Below are 19,399 nucleotides of genomic sequence, written 5' to 3'. Positions count from 1 at the left end.
CGACGGTGGACCGCACGAGTCGAGGAGCGAGCCATGACGAGCCTGGTCCCGTACCTGACGGTGCACGACGCCTCTGCGGCGATCGCGTTCTACGCAGCCGCTTTCGGCGCGCAGGAGACCGGCGAGAGGGACGAGGGCGACGGGCGGATCGGCTTCGTCGCCCTCACCATCGGCGGCGACGCGTTCTACCTGTCCGACGAGTTCCACGAGTACGGCGCCTACGCCCCCGCGACGCTCGGGCACAGCTCGTGCGCCCTCGTGCTCGGGGTCGACGACGCCGACGCGGTGTACGCGGCCGCGGTCGCCGCCGGTGCGACCGCCGACCGGGAGCCGTCCGACCAGGGCGACGAGAAGCGCGGCTGGCTGGTGGACCCGTTCGGCCACCGCTGGGCCATCCACTCGCCGCTGCGCTGAGCATGGCCGACGAGTGGCGGGTCGGTGAGCTGGCCGACGTCTCGGGCCTGACCGTCCGCACCCTGCACCACTACCACGACATCGGGCTCCTGACCCCCGACCGCACACCCGCGGGCCATCGGGTGTACCGGCGCGAGCAGGTGGAGCGGCTCTACCGGATCAGCGTGCTCCGGCGGTTCGGGACGTCGCTCGACGACATCGCGACGGCGCTCGACGACCCGACCTGGACTCTCGACGGTGCCTTGCGCACCCACCTCGCGGCGCTGGAGGACCAGGTGCTGCGGATGGAGCGGGTGCTGCACCGGCTGACCGAGGTCCCGGCTGTCGGGCCCGCCGACGAGGACGTCTGCCGTCGTCTCCTCGCCGTCCTGGAGGACACCGCGGTCACCGCCACCGAGCCGCTGCGCCGCATCGCCGTCCTGGTCTACGCCGACCTGGAGGCCGCCCACCGGCACCTGGTGGACGTGTTCGGGCTGGAGCCGGGACCGCTGCGCCGCGACGACGCCGGCACCGTCGTGCACGCCGAGGTCCGCACCGCCGACGGCGTCGTCATGCTCCACCGCGTGGCGCCGGAGTGGGGGCTCGCGTCACCGGCCACCCTGGGCGCGGCAACCGGCATGCTCGTGGTCACCGTCCAGGACGTCGACGCCCACCACGCGGCCGTCGTCGCGCGCGGAGGCACTGTCACGTTCCCGCCGGCCGACCAGTCCTACGGCGTGCGGGAGTACGGAGCGCTCGGGCCCGAGGGCGAGCCCTGGTCGTTCTGGGCGCCGCTGCCCTGAGCCTCGAGCACGGCCAGGTCACGCTCGGCGTACCGGCGGTGCTCCCACTCCTCGTTGAGGACCACCTGCAGGCACTGCCGCACGGTGAACGAGTCGCCCTCGTCGGGCCAGCCCGGGCCGACCAGCGGCGCGCTCCGGACGTCGAGCTGCTCGTCGGTCAGGCCGTCGACCACCCCGCGCACAAGGGCCATCGCCGCCAGCCGGAGCGTGAGCGCCTCGTCGAGCGACGGCCGCGCGTCGCGGTCCCGCGGGACACCCGCACGGGGGCGCATCTCGTCCCACGGCAGCGACAGCGGGTGCCACGGGGTCGGGTCGCCCAGGACGGCACGGCCCACCCAGGACTCCGACGCGAACGCCAGGTGGCGCAGGGTCTCGATGAACGACCACTCCTCGGCGACCGAGGCGTGCAGCTGCTCTTGCGGCAGCCGTCGGGCGCGCTCCACCGTCGCGGCCCACAGCCGCTCGTTCAGGCCCCACGCGTGCCGGAACCCGTCGGCGGTGGTCGGCCGGAACAGGGGCCTGTCCGGGTACAGGCGGTCGAGCTCGGCCTCGATCAGCGGGCCGACGTTGACACCGTTGATGACGACGTCCTCGATCTCGCCGTCGATGGTGGTGTGCGAGATCTCCACGCCCCGCATCACGACCCGGTGCAGCCCGACGGCCCGGAACGTGGCGCCGGTGAGGTCCACCATCGTGAACCGAGCGTCGTGCAGGTCTGCGTTCTCGAACCGCGTGCCGCGCAGGTCGGCCAGGTCGTCGCCCATCCGCCCACCGTAGGACCGACGTCCGACACCCGGGTGTGCTCGGATGGGCCTGTGAGCGACGACTTCCAGAACCCCGACCTGATCTCCACCGGACGGCTGCCCCGGGAGGAGCTGGTGGTGCAGCTCATGCAGGACGCGTACGACCGGTACGTGGGGGTCGACCGCGGTGCCGTCGCCGACTACATCCCGGCGCTGGCCGACGCCGACCCGGCACTCTTCGGCCTGAGCATCGTCTCGGTCACGGGCGCCTCCCACAGCGTCGGCGACGCACTGCACGAGTTCTCGATCCAGTCCGTCTCCAAAGCGTTCGTGTTCGCGCTGGTCTGCGACGCGCTCGGTCCGGAGGCGGTGCTCGAGAAGGTCGGGGTCAACAACACCGGCCTCGCGTTCAACTCCGTGATGGCGCTCGAGCTCAACGGCGGCAGCCCGATGAACCCGCTGGTCAACGCCGGCGCCCTGGCCACCACGAGCCTCGTGCCGGGCGCGACCGCCGCGGACAAGTGGGCGTTCGTGCAGGCCGGCCTGTCCGCGTTCGCGGGCCGCCCGCTGGTGCTCGACGACGACGTGTACGCCTCCGAGGCGGCCCACAACCGACGCAACCAGGCCATCGCCCGGCTGCTGGAGAGCTACGGCCGCATCGCGCACGACCCGCTGGAGGCCACCGACGTCTACACGCGGCAGTGCTCCCTGCTCGTCTCCGCGACCGACCTCGCCGTCATGGGCGCCACCCTCGCCGACGGCGGCGTCAACCCGGTCACCGGCGAGCGCGTGGTCGACCCGTCCGTGTGCCGGTACGTGCTCGCCGCCCTGGCCACCAGCGGCCTCTACGAGCGCTCCGGCGAGTGGTTGTTCAGCATCGGCCTGCCCGGCAAGAGCGGGGTGTCCGGGGGCATCGTGACCATCGCCCCCGGCAAGGGGAGCCTGAGCACGTTCTCGCCCCGCCTCGACGCGGCTGGCAACAGCGTCCGCGGCGGGCTGGCCACCCGCTACCTGTCGGGTGCGCTGGGCCTGAACCTGTTCGCGTCCCGCCCGGAGGTCGAGCGGGAGGGCTGAGACCGACCGCTCACACGGACAACCGGGAAGGAGCCCGTGACCCGTGATCGTCGAGTCGTCGGTCGTCGTCCCGATCCCGCCCGCGCTCGCGTTCGCGGTGTCCCAGACCACCGGCGAGACCCGGCTGCGGTGGGACCCGTTCATCCGTCGGCAAGCGTTCCTCGACGAGGCCACCGCGCCCGCCAAGGGCGTCCGCACGCTCACCCGGCACCGGTCCGGGCTCCGCATGGTCAGCGAGTACGTCTCGTACCAGCCCCCGACGAACGTCGGGATGAAGATGGTCGACGGCCCGTGGTTCTTCGCCGTCATGGCCGGTGGCTGGCGGTTCACCGCGCTGCCCGACGGCGGCACCCGGGCCGTCTGGCGGTACAGCTTCACGTGCCGGCCGCACTGGCTGGCGCCCGCCACGGAACGGGTGGGGCGCGTCGTGCTGCAGCGCGACATCGACCGCCGGATCGCCGGCTTCGCGCGCGGCTGCGTCGACCCCGCGGTGCTGGCGGCCGTCAGCGGTTAGGGCTCCTCGACGACCGGGATGTCGGTGAGCCGGAACGCCTGCGACCCCGCCCCGGCCTTGACCTGGACCGTCACGGTGTCTGTCTCCGCCAGCCGGGGGTAGATCCCGCTCATCACGCGCGTCTGGCCGCCGTCGATGCGGGACAGCGAGGCGACGTCTGCCGCGGGCAGCCAGGTCCCGCCCGGAAAGGTGTCCGTGACGTCGATCTGGTAGTCCAGCGGGTAGACGGCGGTGCTCCCGACGAGCACGACGAGGCCTGCGGAGGTGTGGTCAGGGGTGAGCGTGTCCTCGCCGCGGTAGGACCAGACGCCCGACAGGAAGCTCGGCCCGAAGCTGGAGTCGACCTCCTCGTCGAGCGCCGTGACCTGCACGTCGACCACCAGGTGACCGTCGACCACGCGCGCCTCCGGGATGGTCACGCGATACGGGCGCGCGCCGTCGACCGTGACCCCGTCGGCCCCGGTGCCCACCGGCCCGTCGTCGAACGGTGCCAGCTCGCCGGTCGTCCCGACGGTCGACGGCGTGGTGATCTCGGACGTGAGCGTGAGGGTGACCCGGCGGTTCAGGGCGCGGTTCTCGGCGCTCGTGCTGGGCACCAGCGGCTCGCCCTCGCCGCGACCCGACGGCTCCAGCGGGTAGGTGCCGGTGTCGATGCGCGCGCCCAGCGCCGCGACGACGGCCGCTGCGCGCCGCTCGGACAGGTCCTGGTTGTAGGCGTCGTCGCCCACGTCGTCGGTGTGCCCGACCACGGTGACCGTGCCGGGCGCGCGGTCGGACAGCTGCTGGGCGGCCACGTCGATCGCGGCCTGCGCCTCCGGGGTCAGGTCGGCCGAGTCGATCGCGAACAGCACGTCCGACCCGAGCGAGATCTCCACCTTCTCGGTGCTCGCCGCCGTGGTCACGGCACCCGCGAGCTCGCGCGAGAACGACTCCAGCGGCAGGGCCCGGGCCAGCTCGACGGTCGAGAGGTCCAGGTCGTCCCCTGCCGGGACCTCGCCGTCGATCACGGGCACCGGCTCCACATAGGCGGCGCCGGGCAGGTAGAGACCGAGCTCGTCGACGTCGGCGGGGGGTGCCGCGTACGCCACCTGGAGCCGCACGCCGTCCGCGGGGATGCTGTGCACGTCGCTGGGCGCAGCCACGGGGTAGTTCTCCGAGTCCAGCGCGACCTCGTACACCTCGTCGCGCTCCAGGTCGATCAGCCGGAGTGCCGACGGGTTGAGACGCGACACGAAGCTGTCGACCGCGAACGTGGACCCGATGTACAGGTCCTCGGCCTCCGTCGCGCCGTCCGAGCTCAGGTCCACGGTGAGGACCGCATGGTCACCGACGCGCACCACCGGGTGGACCGCCACCTCGACGTCGGCTCCTCCCGCCGGGATGGTCCGCGTGAGAACCACGTCCTCCGCCGCGGGGCCCGCGTCGGCGGTCGAGCTCGGCGTCGGGATCGGCGCCGGCTCGGGGCCCGTGCACGCCGCGAGCAGAGCGGTGGCAGCGACGAGGACGAGTGCACGACGGGCAGCGCGAGACATGCGGGCCTTCCGGAGCCTGGACGGGGGGAGCGCACCATCCTGCCCCAGCCTTCGGCTGTCGCGGGTCGGCTTCCCAGGCTTACGCTCGGAGCATCCGCCGCAGCCCGCGACGCTCGACCCACGGGAGCACCCGTGACCGACACCATCGACCGGCCCGTCGTCGACCTCGACGACGACGTCTTCGAGCGCCCTGTGGTGACCCGCCGCCCGATGCACGCGCCTGCTCCCGCGTACCAGCCGCTGTCGGCGACGGTCCGCTACCCCCCCGGTCCCGTGCCCGACCTCGAGGACGCCGTCCCGGAGCCGGTGCCCGTGCGCACTCCGTGGCGCTGGCCGTGGCAGGGCGTCCGCGTCAGCGTGCAGCTCCGGCCGTCGGCCTGGCCCCGGTCCCGCGTCGCGGCCGGGCTGCTCGGGATCTTCCTGGGCGCGTTCGGCCTGCACCGCATGTACCTCGGCTACTGGCGTCGCGGCCTGACGATGCTGGCGATCACGGTGGTCGGCGGGTTCTTCACGCTCGGCCTGGCTGCGCTCGCCATGGGCCTCTGGGGCTTCGCGGAGGGGCTGCTGGTCCTGTCGGTCCGCCGGGGCCGGTACTCACGCGACGCCTACGGGAAGCTGCTGCGCGGCTGATCACGACGCCTGGAGCCCCTCGACGACGGAGTCGTCGTACGCCCGGGCCACGAGCCGGGTCTCTGCGCGTGGGCTGATCGTCAGGCCGAGGCCCAGGCCACGGAGCACCGCGACGACGCCGGTGACGTGCAGGGACCCGTGCCGCTCGAGCACCAGGTGCACGCGTCCGTGCGACCGCTCGGCGCGGTGCAGCCCGAGGATCGTCGTCGACACGGTGGTGTGCAGCGGGAACCGGTGCCGGGCGACCGCGTCGTCGTCGTGCTCCAGGATCACGAGGTCCTCCCCGCCGAGCTCGGCCCGCAGCCCGTCGACCCTCCAGTGCGCGGGGGCGTCGAGACCACCGGTCACGTGCCGCGACCGGTTCGCCGACGAGATCGCCAGCGGCTCGCCACCGACGGCGTCGGACGCGGCGGCCAGGAACGTCTGCGACGGGCACGCGTCCCCCGGCACGATCACCTGCGTCGTCGTCGTGTCCCCGTCCAGCGCCCTCAGGTCCGCCGGCACGTGACCGGCAGCCGGGCCGCGGAACCCGAACGGGCCCAGCGCGCCGAACGCGTCGACGACGTCCCGCACGAGCGAGACCGACACGACGGCCGGGAGCGCCGCCAGGTCGAACGCGTCGAGGACGTGCCCCGTCGGCGCGGTCACGCTGCCGGTCTGGTCCAGCGGCCGGCCCTTGAGTGCGTTGACCCGCCGGACGCCGTCACCGCGGGACGTCAGGGCGTAGATGGCGCCGAAGCCGTGCGCGACGGGCGTCCCGTCGGCGAGCAGGGCGGCCGCGACGTGCGCGTCCGCGGGGCGGTCGAGGACGAGGCGCGCTGAGGCGTCGGACATGGTGGTTCCTCCCGGGGTCACCACTGAGGACCACCGGACCGCCTCGTGGATACCGCCGACATGCCGGTCGGTGCACCGCCGGTTACGTTCGAGTCCCGGCGACCGAGGAGCAGCCCGTGACCCTTTCACCGACCGCCACCCGCGCACGCGTCACCCCGTCCGTGCCCGTCGCGGCGGTCGTCTTCGCCGGCTACGTCGTGATCGTGGTCGGCCTCATGCTGGCGTCCGGCGTCGGCTACGAGGACTTCTTCGAGTCCGCCGACAGCACCCTGCGGTCCGCGGTGCTGCCCCTGGCCGCCGGTGCGGTCTGGCTGATCGCGTTCCTGGTGTGGGCACGGTGGGACTTCGTGTTCCGCGACGCCCGACGGCTCCCGATGGGCGCGTTCCTCTGGGCGCTCCCCGTGGTCATGGTCGTGACCCTGGTGCTGCAGCTGCTGGGCGTCGACTGGTCCGCGTTCGAGCCGGGGCACCTCCTGGCGGTGTTCGCGGCGGCCGTCCTGGTCGGCTTCACGGAGGAGACCCTGTTCCGCGGCGTCATCCTGCGCTCGTTGCGGCAGGGCGATCGCTCGGAGGCCGCGGTCATCGGGTGGCTGGCGTTGTGGTTCGGGGGGTTCCACCTGACCAACCTGCTTCTCGACGAGCCGGGTGCCGTCATCCAGGTCGTGTTCGCGGGCCTGTCCGGCCTGGCGTTCTACCTCGCGCGACGCGGCACGTCCGTGCTGGTCGCGGCGATGGTGCTGCACGGGTCGTGGGACTTCTCGACGTTCCTGGCGGGAGAGCACCCCGGCGACGGCGGGCTCAGCAGCGCGGCGAACTTCCTGGTGGCGGTGGTCTACCCGCTCGCCGCCGTGACGCTGGTCGTCCTGCTGGTCCGCGAGCGCAGGACCCCCGCCCGTGACGCCCTGGAACCCGCAGCCTGACCGACTGACTGTCACAGATCCTTCTCGGCCGGTGTCTTGTGCCCGACACCGCTCATCAGGAGGAGACATGACCAGCACCCCCCGCGTCCCGGCGCTCGAGATCACCGGCCTGTACGGGACCGTCGTGAAGACGTTCAGCAAGAGGATGTTCGGCAAGGTGCCGGAGTCGCTGGGGGTGCTCTGGCACAGCCCGGCCGTGCTCAAGTTCTCCGTGGGCCTGGGCCAGAAGTCGTCGAGGTGGCACGCGTGCGACGAGGACCTGAAGTCCTACGCCCACATGGCCGCGGCCTCGCTCATCGGCTGCTCGTGGTGCCTGGACCTCGGCTACTTCCAGGCGCACAACGAGGGGCTCGACCTGACCAAGGCGCGCGAGGTGCCGCGCTGGCGCGAGTCGACCGTGTTCACGCCGCTGGAGCGGGACGTCCTGGAGTACGCCGAGGCGATGTCGCAGACGCCGCCGACGGTCACCGACGCGCTGTCCGCCCGGCTGCTCGACCAGCTCGGTGCGCCGGCGCTGGTGGAGCTGACGTCCTGGGTGGCGCTGGCGAACCTGTACGCGCGGACCAACTTCGCCCTCGGCATCGAGTCCGAGGGGTTCGCGGCGTCGTGCGGCCTGCCGCCGCTGTCGGAGCCGAGCCGCGTAGCGTCGCAGGCATGACCGACGACCCCTTCGTCGCGCACCGCAGCCTGCTGTTCACGGTGGCGTACGAGATGCTCGGCTCCGCGGCCGACGCCGAGGACGTCGTGCAGGAGACGTGGTTGCGGTGGGCGGACCTGGGCGACGACGGCCGGGCCGAGGTGCGCGACGGACGGGCGTACCTGGTGCGGATCGTCACCCGGCAGTCGCTCAACCGGATGCGCACCCTGGCGCGGCGGCGCGAGGACTACGTCGGCGAGTGGCTGCCCGAACCGCTGCTGACCAGCCCCGACGTGGCCGACGACGTCGAGCTGGCGGAGAGCGTGTCGTTCGCGATGCTGACCGTGCTGGAGACGCTCGACCCGACCGGCCGCGCGGTGTTCGTGCTGCGCGAGGTGTTCGACGTGCCGTACGACGAGATCGCGGAGGCGGTCGGCAAGTCGTCGGCCGCCGTGCGGCAGATCGCCCACCGCTCACGGGAGCAGGTGGCCGCACGGCGACCGCGTCACCAGGTCAGCCGCGAGGAGCAGTCCGCGGTCGTCGAACGGTTCCTGGCCGCGGTGCGCGGCGGTGACCTGCAGGGGCTGCTCGACGTGCTCGCGCCCGACGTGGTCGTCGTGGCTGACGGCGGCGGTGTGGTGGCGGCCGCCCTGCACCCGATCGTCGGCTCCGACAAGGTCGCGGCGTTCCTGAGCGGGCTCGCCCGGCTGACCGTCGAGTTCACGACGAGGCCCATGTGGCTCAACGGCGCTCCGGCGGCACGCGTCGACCTGGGCGGGGAGCTGAACACGGCGATGAGCCTGGTGGTCGAGGACGGCCGCATCACGCGCATCTACGCCGTGCGCAACCCGCACAAGATGGCCCGGCTCGACGAGGAGACGGCCCTCAGCCGGTGACCGCGCGCAGGGGTCGGCCGCGTGCGTCGTCGCGGAGCAGCTCCAGGGCCAGCGCGGTGTCGGCGTCGGCCGGGAGGAGCACCACGATCTGCTGGGCGTCGGCTCTCGGCAGCTCCAGCGTCTCCCGGTCCCACCGCAGCTCGTGAGCCGTCGGGTGCCGCACCCCGAGCACGGCGGTCGGCGGGGTCAGGTGGCGGTGGAGGCGGTGCGTCAGCTCGTCGCCCGCGAGGGGTGTCAGCTGGTCGATGAACCACTCCGTGCTCTCCAGGGACGGTCCGAGCCACAGGTCGAAGGCCCGTTCGTCGGCCACCTGGTCCCAGTCGAGGAAGAACGTCCGCGCCCGCGGGTCGGTGAACACGTACCGCGTGAGGTTCGGCTCGGCCGCCTCCAGCAGCCCCACCCCGCGCATCACCAGCTCGAACCCGCGCGTGCACGCCAGGACGTCGCCGCACCGGTTGGTCACGAACGCGACGGCCGGTTCCAGCAGGTCGAGCATCTGCCGGACCCCGGGCCGGACGTCGCGGCTGGGCGGGGCGGCGGCCCGCGACGAGCCGGCGCACACCCCGCCGTCGGTGATCTTCGTCAGGTACCGCAGGTGGTCGCGCTCGGCGGCGTCGAGGCTCAGAGCATCGGCGACGGCGTTGACGACGCTCGGGGACGGGCGGCGGTCCCGGCCCTGCTCGATCCGGGTCAGGTACTCGACGCTGATGCCGGCCCGCGTCGCCAGCTCCGACCGCCGCAGCCCCGGCACACGCCGCCGCTCCCCGACCGCCAGCCCCAGCGTCTCCGGCTGGATGCGGTCGCGGGCGGCACGGATGAAGTCCCCCAACGGAGTGCCCACGCGACGAGCCTACGAGCCGGGCCCGGCCGGGTCACGGGCTCAGCGTGGCCCTCGTGGGGCCAGCCTGGACCCGGCCTGGTTGCGACCGTCACGACGGCGCACGGTGTGGGCATGAGCGAGAACACGAGCACCCTGGTCATCATCACCGCCAGCGTCCGCGAGGGCCGGTTCGGTCCCGTCGTCACCGACTGGGTCGCCGCCCGGGCCCGTGAGCACGGCGGGTTCGACGTCCGCGTGGTCGACCTGGCCGACGTCGACCTCCCGCTGGCCCTCCCCGACGCGTCACCGAAGGTGCCGGGCTACCCCCGACCCGACGGCATGCGTGCCGTCACCGCGCAGCTCGAGGAGGCCGACGCGTTCGTCGTGGTCACCCCCGAGTACAACCACAGCTACCCCGCGTCGCTGAAGTCCCTCATCGACTGGCACTTCACGCAGTGGGCCGCCAAGCCCGTCGCGTTCGTCAGCTACGGCGGTGCCGCCGGGGGCCGGCACGCGGTCCTGCACCTGGAGAACGTGTTCACCGAGGTCCATGCCGTGACGATCCGCGACGGGCTCGCGTTCCCGAACTACTACCTCGGGTGGGAGGACGGTTCCCCGCTCGACGAGGCTGCGCCCGTCTACGCCAAGACCCTCCTGGAGCAGCTGTCCTGGTGGGCGGACGCGCTCCGGACCGCACGAGCGGCGGTGCCCTACCCGAGCTGAGCGGCGTGCGGGATCGTGGACCGATGAGCGAGCACGAAGGTCGCCCCGACGGCCTCATCCTGGGCGTCGACAGTGTGCAGATCCCGGTCCTCGACCTCGATGCGGCGCTGGCCTTCTACCGCGACCGGCTCGGGCACGAGCTCCTGTGGCGGACCCCTACGGCGGCCGCTGTCCGGCTCTCACGCGACCGCGCGGAGCTGGTGCTCCAGCTCGAGCGGCCGGAGACGGAGGTCGACTTCCTCGTCGCGTCCGTGGACCAGGCGGTCACCGACGTGGTCGCCGCGGGCGGGACCGTCGTCGATCCGCCGTTCGACATCCCCGTCGGTCGGGTCGCTCGCGTGGCCGACCCGTTCGGCACCGTGCTGACCCTCCTCGACCTGAGGAAGGGCCGCTACCAGACCGGTGCCGACGGTCGGGTCACGGGAGTGCGGAGGGTGTCGACGGGGTCGGATCCAGGTCCTGCTGCAGGGCGTTGAGGTCCGCGACCATCGCCTCGACGCGGACGCGTTCCGCCGCGGCCGCCGCCTCAGCAGCCGCGACGGCGGCGGAACGAGCGGGCAGGTCCACCTCGTCGCGGGCCAGCAGCGCGGCAGCGCCGGCGAGCGTCTCGTCCGCGGGCGCCATCGGCAGGACGGTGCCGTCCCACCACTCCCAGGAGAGCCGCAGCCGCTGGCGCTGGGCCGCCGACATCGAGGCGACCTCCGCGCTCTTCGCCGCGAACGTCTCGCGGTAGAAGTCCAAGGACGCCGTGTCACCGTTGACGCTCGCGCGTGCGTCGGCGTTCGCGTACTCCTGGGCGACGAGGGCGTCCGACGCGACCTGGATCGCCGCACCCATCTCGTCGAGCACCGCCACCCAGCCGGTGTGCACCGCGACCAGCGCGGCCCGGTCGGAGACGAAGCGGGCGTAGACCGCCTCGAGCTGCGGGTCCAGGCCACCGTCGGCCCACACCTGCGTCCCGACGTACGCGAAGAGCTCCGTCGGCCGGTTCTCGCCGTGGCCGCCGACGGACCCGGCGATCTGCTCGTGGATCTTGTCGTCCGCGGGGAGGGTGGCCACCACGGCCTCGAGCAGCCCGGCCAGCCGGGTCTGCTCGGCTTGGTCGAGGACGTTCCAGGCCGCGTGCAGGGTCTCGTGCGCCACGGTCTCGACGACGAACCCGCGCAGCCGCGCGTCCGCCGGTGCATAGACGACGATCGCGTTCGACTCGGCGAGGAAGCAGCCGACCGCGCCGTCGGCACGCACGCTCGGGGTGGACCCGACGCCGCGGCACCGCCCGGCGAACGCGTCCGCACCGAGGATCTCCGTCTGCGTCCCGTAGAGCAGCTCCCGGCCCTCGTCGGACAGGTGGGCGGCGTCCGCGAGCGCGACGACCTCGGCCGACGGGGGCTCCGGTGCCGGCTGCACCAAACCGGTCAGCGACGAGACGACCTCGTCGGGCAGGGCCGGCGCACCGCTCGTCCACCACCACGCTCCCGCGGCCAGGAGGGCGACGACACCGACGGCCAGCACGGGCCTGCGCCGACGACGCGGGACGACATAGGGGTCCGGCAGCTCCTGGCTGACGCCCGCGCGCTCGTCGACGACCCACTGCGGCGTGCGGCCGGTGGGCGATCGCGGCAGGTCGTCGGGCGCGGGATGCACCCTGTGACCATCGGGAGCCGGAGGCCCGAACTGGAGCGAGCCCGTCACGCGGCGCACACCTCGGGCAGGTGGGTCGCCGCGCGCGTCATCGGGCGAGTATGCCCTCAGTGCTCCGCCCCGACCGACATCACCTCCCACGCGAACCCGTCCGGGTCCGCGAACGCGCCGGCGTCGCCGACGATCGTGAGCCGGTGCGACCCGGTGCCCTCGGGCGGGACCCCCGCGTCCTTGGCCAGCGCCCGACGCTTCAGCAGACCGAGCGTGACCGGGCTGGTGCCGGCGTCGAACTCGACGTACTCGCCGAAGCTCTTCGCGACCGTCAGCCCGTGGTCGACGTAGAACCGCTTGCTGGCCCCGACGTCGTCGGCCCCGAGCAGCAGCACGATCTGGTCGACGTGCGTCGTCGCCGGACCGGTGTCCTTCTTCGACGGGGTCACCACCTGCCAGATCGTCCCGTCCGGTGCCTGCACGACGCCGCCGACGCCCCACAGGGTTGCCCGGGGCTTCTCGATCGGTGCACCGGGCACGTGCGTGGCATCGTGGATCGACATGGCCGTGATCCTCGACATCACCATCTCCCTCGACGGCTTCGTGACGGGAACCGACGACGGGGTGCAGGCCCTGCACGAGTGGGCTGTCGGCGACGGACGCACCGCGCAGGACGTCGAGCAGCTCGCCACCCTCACCGCCGCCACGGGGGCGGTCGTCATGGGCCGCCACACGTTCGACGATGTCGACGGGCCGGACGGCTGGAACGAGGACATGCACTACGGAGCCGACCAGGGCGACGTCCCGCCGCCGTGCTTCGTCGTCACCCACCAGGCGCCCGAGCACGTGCGGCTCACCGACCGGATGACGATCGTCACGACGGGGCTGCGCGACGCCCTCGACCAGGCGGCGGCCGCCGCGGGCGACAAGGACGTGTTCATCATGGGAGGCGGCGAGCTCGGCGGATCGGCGCTGCGCGACGGTGTCGTCGACAAGCTGCACCTGCACGTCGCGCCCCTGCTGCTCGGTGCCGGCACCCCGCTGTTCGAGGGTTCGCGCGTCAATCTGCGGCTCGACGAGGCCGCGACGGTCGTCACGCGCAACGCGGCGCACCTGTACTACGACGTCATTCGGTGACACGCGGGTGTCAGCGGCCTGTGGAACCGTGGACTGCATGGAGATCACACGTCTGCAACCGGCCGGGCTCGTGCGGAGCCCGGCGTTCAGCCATGTCGCCGTCGTGCCCGCGGGCGCGACGACCATCTACGTCGGCGGACAGAACGGCGTCGACGAGTCCGGCAAGGTCGTGTCCGACGACGTCGCGGAGCAGTCGGTCCGGACGATCGACAACGTGAGCACCGCGCTCGAGGCGGCGGGTGCCACGCTGGCCGACGTCGTGCAGTGGACGGTGTTCATCGCGGAGGGGGCGGACCTCGGTGCGGCCTACGGCGCGATCGGACCCCGGCTCGCCGGCCCCGGAGCACCGCCGCTGGTCACGGCCGCGGTGGTGAGCGCGCTGGGTGTGCCGGGTGCGCTCCTCGAGGTGAGCGCGATCGCGGCGGTCCTGCGCGACTGAGGGGTCAGCGCCCCTCGACCACCTGCTTGAGCTGCGCGAGGTCGGCGGTCACCAGAGCGGTGTCCCGTTCGAGCTCGGCGTCCGTCATCCCCGGCCCGCGGCGCAGCGTGAAGACCACCTCGCAGCCGTCGCCGTCGGCGATCGCGCGCAGCGGCACGTACACCGTCTCTCCGGAGGGCGTCCGCACCACGTGATCAAGGACGCCGAACTCGTTCTGCGGGGCGAACGTCAGACCGACCCGGCCCTGCGAGGTCTCGACGAACCAGCCGTCCCCGTCGCGCTCGACCGCGCTGCCCAGACCGGGCGCCCACCGCGGCAGGTTCTGCGGGTCCGAGGCGAACGCGTACACCTCGGACAGCGGGCGGTCGATGCACACGCTCAGGTGCCGGGACTCCGTCATCCGGCGATCGTGCCACGGCCCCACTGACCTTCAGTCCTGAGGCACGAGCCGGAGCGTCACGGCGACGACGTCGGGCCCGACGACGGTGTTCACGATCCCGGGCCCGTACCGGTCGTACTTGGCGTGGTACGCCGCGTCGATCGCGGCGTGCGCGTCCGGCGCCGGGGCGACGAAGGTGACGTCCTGCTCCAGCCCGGGGACCTTCACCCTGCCGGTGCCCGAGGCCTGGGCGCGGCGGAACCAGCCGTTGCCCGGGCCGTACGCGGAGCGGATGTAGACGTCGTCACCGACGCGCACCACCCAGATGATCACGTAGGGGCGCAGCGTGCCGTCGGGCCGGAACGACGAGAGCCGCAGCTCGTCGGCCGAGCCGATCCTGCTCAGGGCGTCACTGGTCCACGCGCTCATCGGTCGGCCTCCTCGTCCGAGACCGCCTCGGCCCACGTCGTCTCCGACCCGTCGCGGGCGTCGGTGGTCTCCCACATCGCCAGGTGCTCCACGAAACCATCGGGGCCCGCTCCGTGCCAGTGCTCCTCGCCGGGCGGGCACCACAGGGTCTGGCCTGGCCGGACCTCCACGACGACGCCGTCCCGGGTGCATACCCGGGCCACACCCTGCGTGACCCGCAGCGACTGACCGACGGCGTGCGAGTGCCAGAACGTGCGGGCGCCGGGCGCGAACCGGTCACAGGTACTGGCAGGACCTCCCACGTCGGCGGGAGCGGTCGTACGGTCGATGGCATGGACAACCGCGACGAGGTCAGGGACTTCCTCGCCTCACGCCGGGCGAAGCTCACGCCGGCGCAGGCGGGCCTGACCGCGTACGGCGCGAACCGGCGGGTGCCGGGGCTGCGTCGTGAGGAGGTCGCGATGCTCGCGGGCGTCTCCGCCGACTACTACGTGCGGCTCGAGCGCGGGAACCTCGCGGGCGCGTCCGACTCGATCCTCGAGGCGATCGCCGGCGCGCTGCAGCTCGACGAGGCCGAGCGCCAGCACCTGCTCGACCTGGCCCGCGCCGCTGGGTCCCGCCCGGCGCGTGCTCGTCGGCGGCCGACGCCCTCGGTGCCGGTCAGCGTGCAGGTGATGCTCGACGCCATGACGGGTGCGCCGGCCGCGGTCCGCAACGACCGGCTCGACATCCTGGCGACGAACGCCCTCGGGCGCGCCCTCTACGCGCCGCTGTTCACCGGGCCGTCCGCGCGCGAGGGGCGGCCCGCCAACCACGCGCGGTTCGCGTTCCTCGACCCCGCCGCGCACGACTTCTGGGTCGACTGGAACAAGGCCGCCAACGACACGGTCGGCATCCTGCGCACCGAGGCAGGCCGGGCGCCGAACGACTCGGACCTGCACGACCTCGTCGGCGAGCTGTCCACGCGCAGCGAGGAGTTCCGCACCCGGTGGGCCCGGCACGACGTCCACCAGCACCGCGGCGGGGCCAAGCAGATCAACCACCCCGTCGTCGGTCGCGTCGACCTCATGTACGACCTGCTCCCCATCGCCCAGGCACCCGGCCTGTCGATGCTCGTCTACACCGCCGCACCGGGGACACCGTCCGCGGACGCCCTGCAGGTGCTGGCCAGCTGGGCGGCGACCACGCCCGTCCCGACATCCTGAGAGGCACTCCCATGCACACACGCACGCTCGGACAAGGACTCGAGGTCTCCGCAGTCGGCCTCGGCGCCATGGGGATGTCGATGAGCTACGGCCCCAACCCGGGCTCGCGCGACGACATGATCGCCGTGCTGCGCGGCGCGGTCGACCTCGGTGTCACCCTCGTCGACACCGCCGAGGTGTACGGCCCGTATGTGAACGAGGAGCTCGTCGGCGAGGCCCTGGCGCCCGTGCGCGACCAGGTGGTCATCGCGACGAAGTTCGGCTGGAACATCGTCGACGGGAAGATGCAGGGCACGGACAGCCGCCCCGAGCAGATCCGCCGGGTCGCGGACGCGTCCCTGCAACGGCTGGGCACCGACGTGATCGACCTCTTCTACCAGCACCGCGTCGACCCGGCGGTACCCATCGAGGACGTCGCCGGGACCGTCGGTGAGCTCGTCGCCGCCGGGAAGGTGCGCCACTTCGGCCTCTCCGAGGCGGGGGCCGCGACCATCCGTCGCGCCCACGCCGTGCACCCGGTGACGGCCGTGCAGTCCGAGTACTCGCTGTGGACCCGCGACCCCGAGGCCGAGGTGCTGCCGACGCTCGCCGAGCTGGGCATCGGGTTCGTGCCGTTCAGCCCGCTGGGCAAGGGGTTCCTCACCGGGACCGTCGACTCGTCGACCACCTTCGCCGACGGCGACATCCGCAACCGCGTCCCGCGGTTCAGCGCGGAGAACCGCGACGCCAACACCGTCCTGGTCGAGCGCGTGCGTGCCCTCGCGGACGGCCGCGGCGCGACACCCGGCCAGATCGCGCTCGCCTGGTTGCTCGCGCAGCAGCCGTGGATCGTGCCGATCCCCGGCACCCGCCGGATCGAGCGCGTCCGGGAGAACGCCGGCGCGACGACGGTCGGGCTGTCCGCCGACGAGCGCGCCGAGCTCGACGGCCTCGCGTCGACCGTGGGCGTGGCGGGCAACCGCTACGACGACAACGGGATGGCGATGGTGGGCCTCTGAGCCCACGTGGGGCTCAGACGACGAGGTCCTCGTCCGGCTCCCCGGTGCGTTCGAACTCCTACACGGTCTGCGTCCCTCGCGGGAGTGCCGGCGCGAGAACCGCACGCAGCGCTCGGACGTCCTCCCCGCGCACGGTGGCCGGATCCTCTCCGAGAGTCAGCCACGTGCGGCCACCGCCTGCGTCGCGAAGCCGCAGGGCGGGCAGGACGTCCCGGAGCGTCTCGAGGACGGCGCGTCCGCCGACGGCCCCGACGTGCACCGGTGACAGCAGCGTGCCCCAGCCGTAACCCCAGAGCGTCCGGGTCACGTCCCGCAGCGCTGGCAGGCAATGGGTCGCCCGCTCCCACGGACTCTGGCTGTCCTCGGCAGTGAGGCGACCCAGCGTCGCGTACCCGGTGTCGGCGCCGAGCCGGTCCGCCGCACCCAGCAGCCACGGCGTCATCGCGTCCGCGACCCGGACCAGGTCCTCGCCTCCGCCGTACATGGCCCAGCGGTGCATCGAGAGCCCGACCACCAGACCGCCCCCGTCCCCTCTGCCGTGCGGGACGGCGACCGGCATCCTCGCGCGTCGCGCAGCACGGCGACCACCGCCTCGTCCGACGGCCGGCCGGACTGGACCACCACACCACCGAACAGCGCCGGTTCGCGGAGGTACGGTCCACCACCCTCGCCCTGCGTGTTCACCTGCACCCTTTCGGTCGTCACCGCATCAGGAGGGACCGACCGTAGCGATCGGCGCCCACCGAGCGATGCACGGTGCCCACGTCTCACCTGATCGGCGGCGGCGTGGTGGCGCGCCTACAGCGGCAGCGGGCGGTCCTCGACGACGGAGCGCATGACGAGCGTGGAGCTGACCCGCTGGACCCCGGGCAGGCCGGAGAGCTGCTCGTCGTAGACACGCTGGTAGTCGCTCAGGTCCCGCGTGACGACGCGGAGCAGGTAGTCAGGGTCCCCGAAGAGGCGCTGGGCCAGCAGGACGTTCGGGATCTCGGCGACGGCCGTCTCGAACGTCTCGATGGACGTGCGGGTGGCTTCACGCATGGTGACGAAGACGAGCGCCTCGAACGTCAGGCCGAGCGCCGCCGGGGCGATCCGCGCGTGATAGCCGGTGATGACGCCGGACTGCTCCAGGGCACGCAGCCGGCGGTGGCACGGGGACACGCTCAGCTGGACGCGTTCCGCGAGGTCGGTGAGCGTCTGGCGGCCGTCCCGTTGGAGTTCGGCAAGGATCTGTCGGTCGATCGCGTCCATGGGGTAGATCCTTCCACGTTCGCCGTCGTGCCGCGAAGAAGTCGGAACCACCTTCCGCCCGTTCCGCCATAGCCTTCCCCGCATGAACTTGTCCGACGTCCTCGGGTTCTGGGCGGTCTCCGTCGTGTTCGTGATCGCCCCGGGCTCCGACTGGGCCTACGCCATCACCGCCGGTCTGCGAGGACGTGTCGCCCTCCCCGCCGTGGGCGGGATGCTCGCGGGCCACCTGGCCGCGACCCTCCTGGTGGCCGCCGGCGTCGGCGCTCTGATCGCCGGAGCGCCCGGACTCCTGGGTGGGCTCACCCTCGTCGGCGGCGCCTACCTGCTGTGGCTCGGGTTCATGACGTTCACGCGGCCGGCGTCGCCCCACGTCGAGGACGTGGCGGAGGCGTCGGGCGCGCGATGGCTGTGGAAGGGGTTCGGGGTCAGCGGCCTGAACCCGAAGGTGCTCCTGCTGATCCTGGCGCTGCTGCCGCAGTTCACGTCGACGTCCGCCCCGTGGCCGGTCTGGGTCCAGATCCTGCTGCTCGGCCTGGTCCACCTGACCACCTGCGCGGTCGTCTACCTCACCGTCGCCATGGCCGCGCAGCGCGTCCTGTCCGCGCGCCCGGCGGCCGCCCGCATCGTGTCGCGCACGTCGGCGGCGGTGATGACCGGGCTCGGCGTCGCACTCATCGTCGAGCAGGCCCTCGTCTGACCCGCGAAGATGCGCACATGGACGCACCGGCACTGTTCCAGGACCTGACCACCGCGCACGTCGCCGACGCGTGCCTGCGGCTCGGCATCACCGTCCGGTGCGCCCCGCCGACGCTGCGCCCGGTCTGGGCGGGCATCCACGTCGTCGGGCGGGCCCGGCCGGTGCGGCACGTCGGCAGCGTCGACGTGTTCCTCGAGGCCCTCGGGCATGCCGCGCCCGGCGACGTGCTCGTCGTGGACAACGAGGGCCGCACCGACGAGGCCTGCGTCGGCGACCTCGTCGCGCTCGAGGTCGCGCGCGCCGGCCTGGTCGGGATCGTCATCTGGGGGCTGCACCGCGACACCGCACAGCTGCGCACCATCGGCCTGCCGGTCCTCAGCCTGGGCGCCTACCCCGACGGACCTGAGCGCCTGGACCCGCAGGCGGCCGACGCGCTGGCCTGGGCCTGGTGCGGCCCGCACATCGTCACCGGAGACGACGTCGTGCTCGCCGACGACGACGGCGTCGTGTTCCTGCCGGTCGAGCGGGCGGCGGAGGTGGCGGTCGTCGCCTCCCGGATCCGGGACACCGAGGAGCGCCAGGCGGAGCGCATGCAGGCCGGGACGACGCTGCGTGAGCAGACCCGGTTCGACGAGTACCTGGTCGCCCGCGAGCGCGACGGAGTGACCTTCCGCCAGCACCTGCGCTCGCTCGACGCGGCGATCGAGGAGTGA

General features: G+C 73.0%; 27 protein-coding genes. 16 read left to right on the top strand and 11 right to left on the bottom strand.

All coding sequences use genetic code 11. From position 1 onward, the window contains the following. Positions 1-33 precede the first annotated feature (33 nt). Both J2X26_RS05065 and J2X26_RS05060 read left to right on the top strand, forming a co-directional pair. Positions 34-414 (top strand): VOC family protein, encoded by a 381-nt coding sequence (locus tag J2X26_RS05065; protein WP_307490326.1) that lies wholly within the window; start codon positions 34-36, stop codon positions 412-414. A 2-nt stretch (positions 415-416) separates the two neighbouring features. Next, positions 417-1,196: a MerR family transcriptional regulator gene (locus tag J2X26_RS05060; protein WP_307490325.1), complete on the top strand. Its 780-nt coding sequence runs from the start codon at positions 417-419 to the stop codon at positions 1,194-1,196. Here the strand turns inward: J2X26_RS05060 and J2X26_RS05055 are convergent. Continuing rightward, positions 1,124-1,960 carry a DinB family protein gene (locus J2X26_RS05055; protein ID WP_307490324.1) on the bottom strand — a complete coding sequence of 279 codons (837 nt, stop codon included), beginning with the start codon at positions 1,958-1,960 and terminating at the stop codon, positions 1,124-1,126. The two genes, J2X26_RS05060 and J2X26_RS05055, sit on opposite strands and share 73 nt — an antisense overlap. Before the next feature lie 51 nt (positions 1,961-2,011). Here J2X26_RS05055 and glsA point away from each other — a divergent pair, with 51 nt between their 5' ends. After that, entirely contained in the window at positions 2,012-3,013 is a 1,002-nt protein-coding gene (glsA, locus tag J2X26_RS05050) for a glutaminase A (protein ID WP_307490322.1), read from the top strand. Between the two features lie 43 nt (positions 3,014-3,056). Further along, complete coding sequence (locus J2X26_RS05045) at positions 3,057-3,527, top strand: SRPBCC family protein (protein WP_307490320.1); 471 nt, start codon at positions 3,057-3,059, stop codon at positions 3,525-3,527. Here J2X26_RS05045 and J2X26_RS05040 read toward each other — a convergent pair. After that, on the bottom strand, positions 3,524-5,059 hold the full coding sequence (locus J2X26_RS05040) for an OmpA family protein (protein ID WP_307490319.1): 1,536 nt from the start codon (positions 5,057-5,059) through the stop codon (positions 3,524-3,526). The genes J2X26_RS05045 and J2X26_RS05040 overlap by 4 nt on opposite strands. Positions 5,060-5,191: 132 nt before the next feature. On the opposite strand from J2X26_RS05040, the gene J2X26_RS05035 reads away from it, so the two are divergent. Continuing rightward, positions 5,192-5,689 carry a TM2 domain-containing protein gene (locus J2X26_RS05035; RefSeq protein WP_307490317.1) on the top strand — a complete coding sequence of 166 codons (498 nt, stop codon included), beginning with the start codon at positions 5,192-5,194 and terminating at the stop codon, positions 5,687-5,689. Here J2X26_RS05035 and J2X26_RS05030 read toward each other — a convergent pair whose 3' ends face one another. Continuing rightward, positions 5,690-6,523: a hypothetical protein gene (locus J2X26_RS05030; protein ID WP_307490316.1), complete on the bottom strand. Its 834-nt coding sequence runs from the start codon at positions 6,521-6,523 to the stop codon at positions 5,690-5,692. A gap of 116 nt (positions 6,524-6,639) precedes the next feature. On the opposite strand from J2X26_RS05030, the gene J2X26_RS05025 reads away from it, so the two are divergent. The 3 genes from J2X26_RS05025 (at position 6,640) to J2X26_RS05015 (ending at position 8,976) form a co-directional block, all read left to right on the top strand. After that, complete coding sequence (locus J2X26_RS05025) at positions 6,640-7,443, top strand: CPBP family intramembrane glutamic endopeptidase (RefSeq protein ID WP_307490315.1); 804 nt, start codon at positions 6,640-6,642, stop codon at positions 7,441-7,443. Positions 7,444-7,510: 67 nt separating this feature from the next. Beyond that, on the top strand, positions 7,511-8,101 hold the full coding sequence (locus tag J2X26_RS05020) for a carboxymuconolactone decarboxylase family protein (protein WP_307490314.1): 591 nt from the start codon (positions 7,511-7,513) through the stop codon (positions 8,099-8,101). Further along, positions 8,098-8,976, top strand: coding sequence for an RNA polymerase sigma-70 factor (locus J2X26_RS05015; RefSeq protein ID WP_307490313.1), 879 nt, complete (start codon positions 8,098-8,100; stop codon positions 8,974-8,976). Before J2X26_RS05020 ends, J2X26_RS05015 begins: the two co-directional genes overlap by 4 nt. Here the strand turns inward: J2X26_RS05015 and J2X26_RS05010 are convergent. Continuing rightward, a complete protein-coding gene (locus tag J2X26_RS05010) occupies positions 8,966-9,817 on the bottom strand; it encodes a helix-turn-helix domain-containing protein (RefSeq protein ID WP_307490312.1) in 852 nt (283 codons plus the stop codon). The genes J2X26_RS05015 and J2X26_RS05010 overlap by 11 nt on opposite strands. Before the next feature lie 111 nt (positions 9,818-9,928). On the opposite strand from J2X26_RS05010, the gene J2X26_RS05005 reads away from it, so the two are divergent. Both J2X26_RS05005 and J2X26_RS05000 read left to right on the top strand, forming a co-directional pair. Next, positions 9,929-10,519 (top strand): NADPH-dependent FMN reductase, encoded by a 591-nt coding sequence (locus tag J2X26_RS05005; protein ID WP_307490311.1) that lies wholly within the window; start codon positions 9,929-9,931, stop codon positions 10,517-10,519. Positions 10,520-10,542: 23 nt separating this feature from the next. Next, positions 10,543-10,995 (top strand): VOC family protein, encoded by a 453-nt coding sequence (locus tag J2X26_RS05000; protein WP_307490310.1) that lies wholly within the window; start codon positions 10,543-10,545, stop codon positions 10,993-10,995. Here the strand turns inward: J2X26_RS05000 and J2X26_RS04995 are convergent. After that, on the bottom strand, positions 10,937-12,163 hold the full coding sequence (locus J2X26_RS04995) for a hypothetical protein (RefSeq protein ID WP_307490309.1): 1,227 nt from the start codon (positions 12,161-12,163) through the stop codon (positions 10,937-10,939). The genes J2X26_RS05000 and J2X26_RS04995 overlap by 59 nt on opposite strands. Before the next feature lie 104 nt (positions 12,164-12,267). Next, positions 12,268-12,714 (bottom strand): hypothetical protein, encoded by a 447-nt coding sequence (locus J2X26_RS04990; RefSeq protein ID WP_307490307.1) that lies wholly within the window; start codon positions 12,712-12,714, stop codon positions 12,268-12,270. On the opposite strand from J2X26_RS04990, the gene J2X26_RS04985 reads away from it, so the two are divergent. Together J2X26_RS04985 and J2X26_RS04980 are read left to right on the top strand one after the other, a co-directional pair. Next, positions 12,713-13,288 carry a dihydrofolate reductase family protein gene (locus J2X26_RS04985; protein WP_307490306.1) on the top strand — a complete coding sequence of 192 codons (576 nt, stop codon included), beginning with the start codon at positions 12,713-12,715 and terminating at the stop codon, positions 13,286-13,288. The genes J2X26_RS04990 and J2X26_RS04985 overlap by 2 nt on opposite strands. A 37-nt stretch (positions 13,289-13,325) precedes the next feature. Continuing rightward, complete coding sequence (locus J2X26_RS04980; RefSeq protein WP_307490305.1) at positions 13,326-13,727, top strand: RidA family protein; 402 nt, start codon at positions 13,326-13,328, stop codon at positions 13,725-13,727. A 4-nt stretch (positions 13,728-13,731) separates the two neighbouring features. Here the strand turns inward: J2X26_RS04980 and J2X26_RS04975 are convergent, their stop codons facing one another. From J2X26_RS04975 to J2X26_RS04965, 3 genes are read right to left on the bottom strand one after another with little or no spacing between them, the layout of a single operon-like run. Then, positions 13,732-14,127, bottom strand: coding sequence for an SRPBCC family protein (locus tag J2X26_RS04975; RefSeq protein WP_307490304.1), 396 nt, complete (start codon positions 14,125-14,127; stop codon positions 13,732-13,734). A gap of 30 nt (positions 14,128-14,157) precedes the next feature. Next, positions 14,158-14,535 (bottom strand): DUF2255 family protein, encoded by a 378-nt coding sequence (locus J2X26_RS04970; RefSeq protein ID WP_307490303.1) that lies wholly within the window; start codon positions 14,533-14,535, stop codon positions 14,158-14,160. Beyond that, positions 14,532-14,837 (bottom strand): cupin domain-containing protein, encoded by a 306-nt coding sequence (locus J2X26_RS04965; RefSeq protein WP_307490302.1) that lies wholly within the window; start codon positions 14,835-14,837, stop codon positions 14,532-14,534. The genes J2X26_RS04970 and J2X26_RS04965 overlap by 4 nt, the downstream gene beginning before the upstream one ends. 30 nt (positions 14,838-14,867) lie before the next feature. Between J2X26_RS04965 and J2X26_RS04960 the strand changes: the two genes are divergently transcribed. Next, positions 14,868-15,740, top strand: a complete 873-nt coding sequence (locus tag J2X26_RS04960) for a helix-turn-helix transcriptional regulator (RefSeq protein WP_307490301.1) — start codon at positions 14,868-14,870, stop codon at positions 15,738-15,740. A gap of 11 nt (positions 15,741-15,751) precedes the next feature. Then, entirely contained in the window at positions 15,752-16,738 is a 987-nt protein-coding gene (locus J2X26_RS04955; RefSeq protein WP_307490300.1) for an aldo/keto reductase, read from the top strand. Between the two features lie 58 nt (positions 16,739-16,796). Here the strand turns inward: J2X26_RS04955 and J2X26_RS04950 are convergent, their stop codons facing one another. Together J2X26_RS04950 and J2X26_RS04945 are read right to left on the bottom strand one after the other, a co-directional pair. Then, entirely contained in the window at positions 16,797-17,297 is a 501-nt protein-coding gene (locus J2X26_RS04950) for a hypothetical protein (RefSeq protein WP_307490299.1), read from the bottom strand. 239 nt (positions 17,298-17,536) lie between these two features. After that, the gene (locus tag J2X26_RS04945; RefSeq protein ID WP_307490297.1) at positions 17,537-17,989 is read right to left on the bottom strand and encodes an Lrp/AsnC family transcriptional regulator; all 453 of its coding nucleotides are present in this window, start codon (positions 17,987-17,989) and stop codon (positions 17,537-17,539) included. An 82-nt stretch (positions 17,990-18,071) separates the two neighbouring features. Here J2X26_RS04945 and J2X26_RS04940 point away from each other — a divergent pair, with 82 nt between their 5' ends. Further along, entirely contained in the window at positions 18,072-18,686 is a 615-nt protein-coding gene (locus J2X26_RS04940; RefSeq protein ID WP_307490295.1) for a LysE family translocator, read from the top strand. Between the two features lie 17 nt (positions 18,687-18,703). Continuing rightward, positions 18,704-19,399 (top strand): RraA family protein, encoded by a 696-nt coding sequence (locus tag J2X26_RS04935; RefSeq protein ID WP_307490294.1) that lies wholly within the window; start codon positions 18,704-18,706, stop codon positions 19,397-19,399.

The organism is Cellulomonas humilata, assembly GCF_030814415.1.
Classification (GTDB): Bacteria; Actinomycetota; Actinomycetes; order Actinomycetales; family Cellulomonadaceae; genus Cellulomonas; species Cellulomonas humilata_A.
Note: the sequence above shows the minus strand (reverse complement) of the source record. Positions and strands in the feature narration are given on the sequence as shown.

Coding starts and splice junctions, on each gene's coding strand:
- J2X26_RS04940 (WP_307490295.1), top strand. CDS start 18,072: ATGAACTTGTCCGACGTCCTCGGGTTCTGGGCGGTCTCCGTCGTGTTC.
- J2X26_RS04980 (WP_307490305.1), top strand. CDS start 13,326: ATGGAGATCACACGTCTGCAACCGGCCGGGCTCGTGCGGAGCCCGGCG.
- J2X26_RS04950 (WP_307490299.1), bottom strand. CDS start 17,297: ATGCCGGTCGCCGTCCCGCACGGCAGAGGGGACGGGGGCGGTCTGGTG.
- J2X26_RS04975 (WP_307490304.1), bottom strand. CDS start 14,127: ATGACGGAGTCCCGGCACCTGAGCGTGTGCATCGACCGCCCGCTGTCC.
- J2X26_RS04990 (WP_307490307.1), bottom strand. CDS start 12,714: ATGTCGATCCACGATGCCACGCACGTGCCCGGTGCACCGATCGAGAAG.
- J2X26_RS05040 (WP_307490319.1), bottom strand. CDS start 5,059: ATGTCTCGCGCTGCCCGTCGTGCACTCGTCCTCGTCGCTGCCACCGCT.
- J2X26_RS05065 (WP_307490326.1), top strand. CDS start 34: ATGACGAGCCTGGTCCCGTACCTGACGGTGCACGACGCCTCTGCGGCG.
- J2X26_RS05005 (WP_307490311.1), top strand. CDS start 9,929: ATGAGCGAGAACACGAGCACCCTGGTCATCATCACCGCCAGCGTCCGC.
- J2X26_RS04985 (WP_307490306.1), top strand. CDS start 12,713: ATGGCCGTGATCCTCGACATCACCATCTCCCTCGACGGCTTCGTGACG.
- J2X26_RS05020 (WP_307490314.1), top strand. CDS start 7,511: ATGACCAGCACCCCCCGCGTCCCGGCGCTCGAGATCACCGGCCTGTAC.
- J2X26_RS05055 (WP_307490324.1), bottom strand. CDS start 1,960: ATGGGCGACGACCTGGCCGACCTGCGCGGCACGCGGTTCGAGAACGCA.
- J2X26_RS04945 (WP_307490297.1), bottom strand. CDS start 17,989: ATGGACGCGATCGACCGACAGATCCTTGCCGAACTCCAACGGGACGGC.
- J2X26_RS05000 (WP_307490310.1), top strand. CDS start 10,543: ATGAGCGAGCACGAAGGTCGCCCCGACGGCCTCATCCTGGGCGTCGAC.
- J2X26_RS05015 (WP_307490313.1), top strand. CDS start 8,098: ATGACCGACGACCCCTTCGTCGCGCACCGCAGCCTGCTGTTCACGGTG.
- J2X26_RS04935 (WP_307490294.1), top strand. CDS start 18,704: ATGGACGCACCGGCACTGTTCCAGGACCTGACCACCGCGCACGTCGCC.
- J2X26_RS04955 (WP_307490300.1), top strand. CDS start 15,752: ATGCACACACGCACGCTCGGACAAGGACTCGAGGTCTCCGCAGTCGGC.
- J2X26_RS05060 (WP_307490325.1), top strand. CDS start 417: ATGGCCGACGAGTGGCGGGTCGGTGAGCTGGCCGACGTCTCGGGCCTG.
- J2X26_RS04960 (WP_307490301.1), top strand. CDS start 14,868: ATGGACAACCGCGACGAGGTCAGGGACTTCCTCGCCTCACGCCGGGCG.
- J2X26_RS04970 (WP_307490303.1), bottom strand. CDS start 14,535: ATGAGCGCGTGGACCAGTGACGCCCTGAGCAGGATCGGCTCGGCCGAC.
- J2X26_RS05030 (WP_307490316.1), bottom strand. CDS start 6,523: ATGTCCGACGCCTCAGCGCGCCTCGTCCTCGACCGCCCCGCGGACGCG.